Below are 7,907 nucleotides of genomic sequence, written 5' to 3'. Positions count from 1 at the left end.
AAAGGCGAGTTAGTTACTAAAAAGGACGATCGCGGCAGGCGGACGATTTACGATAGCTTGCCGGAGGGATTTAGCAGATTTGTTAGCGTGGGGCGTTTGGATTTTGCAAGCGAAGGGCTTTTGCTGCTGACCGATGCGCCCGCGATCGCTACGGCGCTGATGAACAGCGACATCGAGCGAGAGTACTATCTAAAGGTAAAAGGCGAGGTAGGGGACGAGGTAGTAACGGCGATCCGGGAGGGCTTTTTTGCCGCAGACGCGAGCAAGGGCGCGCACGCCAAAAGCAAGATCAAATCGATGGAATTTAAGCCCTTCTTAGGCTACCGCATAATGCCTAGCAGCGGCGGCTATACGAAGATAAAGGCGATCATCAACGAGGGCCAAAACCGCGAGCTGCGTAGATTTTTCGGCTATTTTGATCTGGATGTCGTGGAGCTTAAGCGCACGGCATTCGGTAGAATGACGCTTGGGACGCTAAAGCCCGGCAAATGGCGCTATTTCGATCAGAGCGAATACGAAGATCTGCGCGATTTTCTAAAAGAAAACAAAATCCGCTATTAAATTTAAGAAAAGAGGCGAAATGAGTTCAAAGACGAACGCCGCGCGCGTACTGGACGGTTTGAAAATCCCATACGAAATCAAAGAATATGCGGTAGACCCTTTAAATTTAGACGCGGTATATGTAGCAAACAGCGTGAGAGAGTCGATCGAGCGGGTTTATAAAACGATAGTTTGCACGGCGGATCACGAATACGTCGTGGCCTGCCTGCAGGGCGATTTAAATTTGGATCTCAAGGCGCTCGCGCACATCTGCGGTGCGAAGCGTTGCGAGCTGATGGATTTGAAGGATTTGCAAAAGGTCACGGGCTACATCAGGGGCGGTTGCTCGCCGCTTGGGATGAAAAAGCACTTCCGCACCTTCATCGATGAAAAAGCGCTAACGCAGGAGAAAATTTATGTTAGCGCAGGCGTGCGCGGAAAACAGATCGCTCTCGCACCAAAGGACCTCGCCGCCGCTACCGAGGCGCAAATTTGTAAAATTACTCACGACTAACGAGGCATATTTTGCCGCCGTTTGCGTAAGTAACGCCGGTAGCGAGCTAGCTAAAATTTACGCTGCGAAATTTAGACTTTTAAATTTGGCGTTGCGCTGCTTGTTAAAACAAGCTCCTGTGTAGCGAAAAAATACAAATCAAATAAATTTCGTAAAATTTATTGTTAAAATTCTAAGTACCGCGCGCCGCAAAATATCTCAAGCGAGGTGACTAGCACGCGGGGGTGCGAAGCAAACCTATTTAAAACCGCATGCTTTGCACGCGCTGTATTTTGCTCGCTATAAAATTTGGCCTTGCGACGCTCGGCGTTATTTGCGATAAAATTTTAAAATTTCATCGCAAATTTTATACGCCTCGCCTATTTTTTGAAAAGCTCAGAGACATTTGGGGCTTGCTTTTCTTGCTCGCTGGCGGCGAAAAATTCTGCTTTGGCGAAGTTAAAAACGCTAGCGATGATGTTAGTAGGAAACATCTCGCAGGCGTTATTATAAACCGTAACTGCGCCGTTATAAGCGCGGCGTGCGGCGCTGATCTGCTCCTCGCACTCGCCTAACGCGTTTTGTAGCTTGGCAAAGGATTCGTTAGCCTTGAGATTCGGATACGCTTCTACCGCAATGCGGATCTGCCCCAAAAGAGCCGAAATTTCGCTATTTAATTTAAATTTATCCGCGTTAGAAGCCGCGTTGATCGCCTGTGAGCGAAGTTCGCTAACACGCGTTAGCACGGCGTTTTCGTGGCTCATATATTCGCGCGTGGTGCTAACTAAATTTGGGATGAGGTCATAGCGCTTTTTAAGCTGCGTATCGACGGTGGAAGCGATATTTCTCACCTGGTTGCGCTTAGCGATGAACGAGTTGTAAACGCCCACTAACGCCAGAACTAACAAAACTATGACGACTAATAAAATCAAAGCCGCATTCATTTTCTCTCCTTTTAAAGTATTTCAATTAAAAATAAGAATATTTAGCTATACTTGCCACTTCTTTTCGCGTGTCAAGGTAGCTCAGCTGGTTAGAGCGCTGGTCTCATAAGCCGGAGGTCGAGAGTTCAAGTCTCTCTCTTGACACCATCAAATCACGAACTTCGCCTTTTAATGTAAGCCTTTGCTTTAAATTTCGCGTAATTTTATCATAGGAATTATTAAATTTACATTGTAGAGCGGTTTTCGGCACGGCGGTTGAAATTTTAAATTTGCCGGCCCGGCACAAGCTCATATAATGAGAGCCTGCGCCGGGCTATAGGGCACTTTTATATTAGTATCTATATTCGATGCTTAAAAGCGCGGTGCGACCTCGAGCCGAGTTGTTAAAAATTGTTATATCGTCGTTAAATACTTGATTGGAATACGACGAGTTATATGTGTAGAGCGCATCCATATAGTTTTTATCAAAAACGTTTTGCACTTCGAGCTTAAATGTTAAATTTTCAATCGGTTTATAGGTCGCATACATATCAAAAATCGTAGGGATGCTCGGTAAATCCTGCGTTTTTATAGATTTAAATTCCGCACCGTTCGTAGTATACGTAAATAACGGGTTCATTCTTTTTGCTTTGCCCGTGATTTTGGCTATGCTACCTATCGTTAGTTTTTCATCGAAAAATCTTACTCCCGTATCGATAGTGGCGTAGTGCTTCGGAAGCTCGCTAAATTGCGATACGCCGCTTGAAGGTCCGTTCGTCCAATCCACCGCCGTACTGTCGGAGAGCGGATACGACGCCTTTTGACGAGAGTAGGTGGCGGTAGTATAAAAGTATCCCGCGTCATACATCAGCTCGATCTCAAAACCCCTAAGCGTCGCATCTCCATTCAGGCGCGTAAGATACATCGTATCGGGACTGCCGTTATCGTCGTAAAAAAGCATGAGCCTGTCGTAAATATAGTTTTTTACCTTGCTACGATAGTAGGTAAGCTTAAACCCAAAAACGTCGTCGTTCGCGATTAATCCGTGCTTATGGGAATTAAATCCCAACTGAAACGTCTTTGCGGTTTCCGGTTGCAAAAAGGTATTGATATCTTCATAAACCGTGCCCGAGTGAAAAAGCTCCTGAACGTTTAATGCGCGGGTACTTTTGGAGTAGCCGATAAACGGCGCGAAAAGTTCGTGCAAGCTTACGCCGTTCATAAGCGAATAATTCAACTCGTCGCCATCTTTTTTCATCCATCCCGCCTCTTTCGGTTGGCAGTAGTTATTGTATACCGAGCAAACGCCTTTTTCGCCGCTGAGCTGCCAGTGCATAAAATTTACGTTCGCGTCAAGGGTAAAAATTCCGTATTCGAGCGAATTATCAAGATAAAGACTTCTGAGCTTTTGTTTGCCTTGAGGAACGGAAAACGACGTTTTAAGCCCCGCATAGTCGCTATCTCCGGTAATCCTCTTATACTCGTTATTTAATAAATTTACACCGAGCGTGGATTTTAAATTCGCGCTCGCGGGGTTGAATTGAAAGGTATTGCTTAAATCAAGTATATCGGCTTTGTTTTTAAATTTCATTCCGTTTTGTAACGGCGCCCAACCGATGGTGGCATCTTTGTCGTATTTTTGCGTTGTATCGCTTACGGATGCCTTCATTTTAACGTCTATAAAATCGGAATTTGGATTAAATCTATAATCCAGCTGATAGTTGTTATTTTTTATCTTTCTTCTCGCCAGATAATTCGAATGTCCCCGATAGGACGCTATTGCGTTGTGTGCATCCCGTCCGTATTCAAATTTAAACAAATAGCTTTTCGGTTTTTGCTTGAGCGTATCCACATCTAGCGGTGCGGCGAGATCCGGTATCCCGTCGCCGTCTATATCGGGCGCGGCGTCTTCGCTTCTTACGCCGTTGCCGTCTTTGTAATTTTGCGTGCTTCTTTTGCCGCTGTATGCGAAAAGGGTGCCTATGTTCGCGCCGCTTTCGAGCTCGTCTTTTGCCGCGAGAGCGCCCATATAGCTCGGTCCTAGGCCGTTTGTGCCGTAGGAATAACGGCCTAGAAAACCGAAGATATTACCGTTTCGTACCACGTCGTCCACGCCTATCGTACGAAAATTCGCACTTCCCATTATTCCGTTCGTCGCTCCGCGAAACGAGCCGCGTTCTACGTCTATGCCTACGAGTAAATTTTGATCTATCAGCGCTCCGTAGGACGACGTGCCTAAATTTCCGGTAAAGGAATGATATCCGCCCGAATCCGCCGCCGTGCCGTAATATGTTTGAGTGACGCCGTCTACCATCGTATCGACGCGCCCGAGCCCCGTTAATCCGCGGATATTAACCGATACGCTACCCTGGGCTTGATCTACTTGCGTGTAGGTTCCCGGAAGCGCCCGCACGATGCTATCGACGCTTTGGTTCTGCGATTTTATATTGTCGCGAGAGCTGAGTGCACCCGTTTTTAAAAAGCTCGATTCGCCGCTTTTGAGCTTATCCGCCGAAATTTCAAGCGTCTCAAAATCCACGTCTTCGCCGAAAAGTATGCTTATAACCGCCATACTCAATGCTACAAATTTCCTCATACGCGCTCCTTTTAGAAATTTATCTTTTGCTCTTTGTATTTTTTGATGTTAAATTCCACGGGAAAATGAAGCGTGAGCTCATTTGAATTCGCAAAATATTCGCTCGGCGGGGTCGGAAGCGGCGAAGCGCGATAAAAAAGCTGCACTGCTTCGCTATTAAGCGCTTCAAATTTAACCCCGTTTTTCACGCTAACGTTTATAATTTTGCCGCTTGGCGAAATTTGAACTTTTACGTAAACGATGCCCTCTTCGCCCTGCGCCAAAGCCGTCTGCGGATATCTTTTATGCTTATTGAGATGCGACATTACGACGCCTTTCCAGCTTCTTTGAGCTCCGCCGCCCATGCCGCTTGAGTTGCTCGTTATGGTATTGCCGTTTCCGCTTATCGGAGCAGAAGCCGCGCCGTCTTTAGCGGCGGAATTAAAATTTGATTGCGAGTCGTTTTTTGTGGTATCGTCGTTTTTCGACGCATTTTTTTGGACCGCGGGCCTGATATCTTTTTTCGTGATTTTTCTCGGCTTTTCCTTTGGCAAAATTTTAGGTTTTTGCACCGCTTCGATCGGCGAGTCGATATTTTGTATCGGCGAAATTTCGGGCTCGTCCGTCTGTATGTGCGGCTCGGGCTCGGCGCTGTTTGCTTTGACGGAGTTTATCGCCGCTTCTTTGAAATCGCCGATAGGCAGATCCGAAACTATCATAATCGATTCAAATTTATCGCCTTTTATCGGATAGTCGAATCCGCCGAAATTTTGCTCTAGGCTGATGGTATTTCGATTTGTAAACAAATAGCCGAAGGCGAAAATATGACAAGCCAGAATCGTTAAAAAGGATATAAGCCAACATCGACGCGAGATTATTATCATTGCTCGACCTTGCTGCAAAGGGCTATTTTTGAGTAGCCTGCTTTTTTTATGCGCTCGATCGTCCCGATTAAAATTTCATAGGGCACGGATTTATCTACGTGAAGATATACGACGTTTTCGCGATCGCCGCCCGTTTTTTGATCGAGTACGGCTGCTAAATTTTCGCTACCTACGAGCTCCGTGCCGAAATATATTCCGTTGTGCTCGTTTATACTCAGGATGATCGGTTTATTTATGTCTTGCTTTTGATCGCTTACGGCTTTAGGGAGCTCCACTTTTACCGAACTGGTAACGATGGGTGTGACTACCATAAAGATGATTAAAAGCACGAGCATAACGTCTATAAACGGCGTTACGTTTATCTCGCTGAGCTCTTCGTTTTGATTACGCAGCATCGCATTGCCTATCAAATATCAAATAAATTCTTGAGCTCAATGCGTCGATTTTGACGTTAAAATTTAACCCCGCTCTTACAAAATAGTTATAAATTAATACCGCAGGAATTGCCGCGGATAAGCCGAGCGCGGTTGCGAATAGCGCTTCTGCGATGCCGGGAGCTACGACGCTGAGGCTGGCATTATTCGAGTTTGCGATATTTATGAAACTATTCATAATGCCCCAAACCGTGCCGAATAATCCGATAAACGGCGCGGACGAGCCGATGCTCGCCAGGATGCCCGTATGGCCTTTTGTGAGGTGGATCAAATTTACGTTTTTCAGCTCCAGTCGCTCTTTTACGCGGTTTTTTAGTGATGCGTTAACCGTCTTGCTTCTTTTAATTTCATCTTTTATTTCGCGTGCGAGTTGCACGGCAAACCCGTTTCGATCGAGCTTTAATACCTCGTCGATACTGTTTATCCGTTCGCATGCAAGGCTATCTTTTTTAAGCCTTGAAAATGCAAATTTAAACTGGATAAATTTCGCCAAAAATATCGTCCATGTCATCACCGAAAAAAGTAGTAAAATTCCCATTGCAGCTTTAACGACGATGTGAGCGTTCTTAAAAAACGATTGAAACGACATATCTACCGCGGGAGTGTGCTCTTTGGGTGTGGGTTGCGCGGGATTTCGTTCGGTTTGCGCGGAGCCCGGCACCGACGTTTGGACGCTGTCGTTTCGCTCCAAATTTAAAGTCGCCGAATTTTGTATCTGCAAATCCCCGCCCGTCGTTAAATTTTCATCGCAAAGACAGAGCGTAAAAAATAAAAATAGAGCTACCGCAATTTTCATATCATTCCTTTTTGCATTTTGCCGATAAATGAACTCGCCCGTAATTTAGCGAGATGTCGTCGTTCAAATCGTCTGCAAATTCGCCGTGCTTTTGTTCGCATCGCCGATGCGGTTGCGCGAGAACTCGCACCGAGGCTTTATGCGCCGCAAACCGAGCTTTTGCCGGAAGCGTTTAAGCAGAATCATCTACGCAAGATTTGCGTATCCGAGCGCTTGCGCCGATATTTCGTTCCGCGTCCGTGCGGTAAAGCTTGGCGGCCGAGACGTATCTTTTCGGCACAATTTCATTTCTTTATTTAAAATTCCAAATATAATCGGCTTTGGTACTGTCGATTGCGCCCTGCTCGTAATCATCGCTTCCTAAAATCAGCACTTTTACCCGCTTTTTCGTCTTGAAATCAATTAAATGTAGCGGTACGCCTACGTCTTTAAACGTATGAAGGCTGCCCGCAATAAGCAAGGCGGAGTTATTCGCGCGGTTTAACACATCGGCCATCCTGCGATCTTTATATTGCTGTACCTGAATAAACGCGGCTAAGGTTTTATCGTCCATTTTGCGGTGCGAAAGCTCTATGCCCTCTTTAATCTTATCTTTTACGCCCTTCGTCGTCGAGACATCGCCCTTTATCGGCTCTGCTCCCGCAAATATCGTATTTATTTCATTTTTGCTCAAATTCGCAGCTTTTAAATTTGCGGTTTTATAGGCCGCTTTTACGATATCGCCGTAATGCGAAACGCTCCAGCTTTTATCCCAATTTATAGCGCTTAATAAATTCTCCGGCGGAATTGTATCCGCGTACGCTTTATCGATAAGAGGCTGCTTTTCGCTGCTTATCATTTCAAAAGCGACGTCTAAATTTTTTATCGTAGCGAGCGTTTCGATAAGTAAAATTTCGGCGGCTTTGTGATTTTTATTCTCGTGAAGCTCGCCGATTACGAGCACGTCTATGTTTGATAGTTCGTTAATAAACTCATTAAATTGAAGCGGTGCGCGGTCGCGTAATCGAATAATTTTGCTATCGGTTTTGAGCGTGTTTAAGTCGTTCAAAGCGACCCTCTCGCTGCTCATGCAGCCGCAAAATAGAGCTATCGCAAGAAGATGCGGCAAAATTTTGATCGCTTTTTGCATTTTAAATCCTATTATCAATTTAAATCGCGATGATATAGGATTTATCATTAAATACTGCTTAATAATTTCAGAGTTCAAAATAAAATTTTGAAAATATCTATCGTTGTAATATCATGCTACCGCGCTCGATTAT

General features: G+C 45.3%; 8 protein-coding genes and 1 tRNA gene. 3 read left to right on the top strand and 6 right to left on the bottom strand.

Annotated elements, in window-relative coordinates:
- On the top strand, positions 1-561 hold a 561-nt coding region (locus tag Q0438_RS10515), incomplete at its 5' end, for a pseudouridine synthase (protein ID WP_299190707.1).
- Between the two features lie 19 nt (positions 562-580).
- Complete coding sequence (gene ybaK / locus Q0438_RS10510) at positions 581-1,054, top strand: Cys-tRNA(Pro) deacylase (RefSeq protein WP_299190705.1); 474 nt, start codon at positions 581-583, stop codon at positions 1,052-1,054.
- A gap of 359 nt (positions 1,055-1,413) precedes the next feature.
- On the opposite strand, the gene Q0438_RS10505 is transcribed toward ybaK, so the two are convergent.
- Positions 1,414-1,977: a LemA family protein gene (locus Q0438_RS10505; RefSeq protein WP_297941715.1), complete on the bottom strand. Its 564-nt coding sequence runs from the start codon at positions 1,975-1,977 to the stop codon at positions 1,414-1,416.
- 70 nt (positions 1,978-2,047) lie between these two features.
- On the opposite strand from Q0438_RS10505, the gene Q0438_RS10500 reads away from it, so the two are divergent.
- Positions 2,048-2,124 (top strand) — tRNA-Met (locus tag Q0438_RS10500).
- Between the two features lie 184 nt (positions 2,125-2,308).
- Here Q0438_RS10500 and Q0438_RS10495 read toward each other — a convergent pair.
- The 5 genes from Q0438_RS10495 to Q0438_RS10475 all read right to left on the bottom strand — a co-directional run bounded on the left by Q0438_RS10495 (position 2,309) and on the right by Q0438_RS10475 (position 7,774).
- Complete coding sequence (locus Q0438_RS10495) at positions 2,309-4,552, bottom strand: TonB-dependent receptor (protein WP_299190704.1); 2,244 nt, start codon at positions 4,550-4,552, stop codon at positions 2,309-2,311.
- Positions 4,553-4,563: 11 nt separating this feature from the next.
- The gene (locus Q0438_RS10490) at positions 4,564-5,415 is read right to left on the bottom strand and encodes an energy transducer TonB (RefSeq protein WP_299190702.1); all 852 of its coding nucleotides are present in this window, start codon (positions 5,413-5,415) and stop codon (positions 4,564-4,566) included.
- On the bottom strand, positions 5,412-5,810 hold the full coding sequence (locus Q0438_RS10485) for a biopolymer transporter ExbD (RefSeq protein ID WP_299190700.1): 399 nt from the start codon (positions 5,808-5,810) through the stop codon (positions 5,412-5,414). Before Q0438_RS10485 ends, Q0438_RS10490 begins: the two co-directional genes overlap by 4 nt.
- Positions 5,800-6,645, bottom strand: coding sequence for a MotA/TolQ/ExbB proton channel family protein (locus tag Q0438_RS10480; RefSeq protein ID WP_299190698.1), 846 nt, complete (start codon positions 6,643-6,645; stop codon positions 5,800-5,802). Before Q0438_RS10480 ends, Q0438_RS10485 begins: the two co-directional genes overlap by 11 nt.
- A gap of 292 nt (positions 6,646-6,937) precedes the next feature.
- Complete coding sequence (locus Q0438_RS10475; protein WP_299190696.1) at positions 6,938-7,774, bottom strand: ChaN family lipoprotein; 837 nt, start codon at positions 7,772-7,774, stop codon at positions 6,938-6,940.
- Between the last annotated feature and the right edge of the window lie 133 nt (positions 7,775-7,907).

Origin of the sequence: uncultured Campylobacter sp., from assembly GCF_938030785.1 — a bacterium.
Taxonomy (GTDB): Bacteria; Campylobacterota; Campylobacteria; order Campylobacterales; family Campylobacteraceae; genus Campylobacter_B.
This window is presented reverse-complemented; position numbering and strand designations above follow the sequence as displayed.

What these genes read in the sequence shown, in the direction of transcription:
- ybaK (WP_299190705.1), top strand. Translation starts at nt 581, where the DNA reads ATGAGTTCAAAGACGAACGCCGCGCGCGTACTGGACGGTTTGAAAATC.
- Q0438_RS10505 (WP_297941715.1), bottom strand. Translation starts at nt 1,977, where the DNA reads ATGAATGCGGCTTTGATTTTATTAGTCGTCATAGTTTTGTTAGTTCTG.
- Q0438_RS10495 (WP_299190704.1), bottom strand. Translation starts at nt 4,552, where the DNA reads ATGAGGAAATTTGTAGCATTGAGTATGGCGGTTATAAGCATACTTTTC.
- Q0438_RS10490 (WP_299190702.1), bottom strand. Translation starts at nt 5,415, where the DNA reads ATGATAATAATCTCGCGTCGATGTTGGCTTATATCCTTTTTAACGATT.
- Q0438_RS10485 (WP_299190700.1), bottom strand. Translation starts at nt 5,810, where the DNA reads ATGCTGCGTAATCAAAACGAAGAGCTCAGCGAGATAAACGTAACGCCG.
- Q0438_RS10480 (WP_299190698.1), bottom strand. Translation starts at nt 6,645, where the DNA reads ATGAAAATTGCGGTAGCTCTATTTTTATTTTTTACGCTCTGTCTTTGC.
- Q0438_RS10475 (WP_299190696.1), bottom strand. Translation starts at nt 7,774, where the DNA reads ATGCAAAAAGCGATCAAAATTTTGCCGCATCTTCTTGCGATAGCTCTA.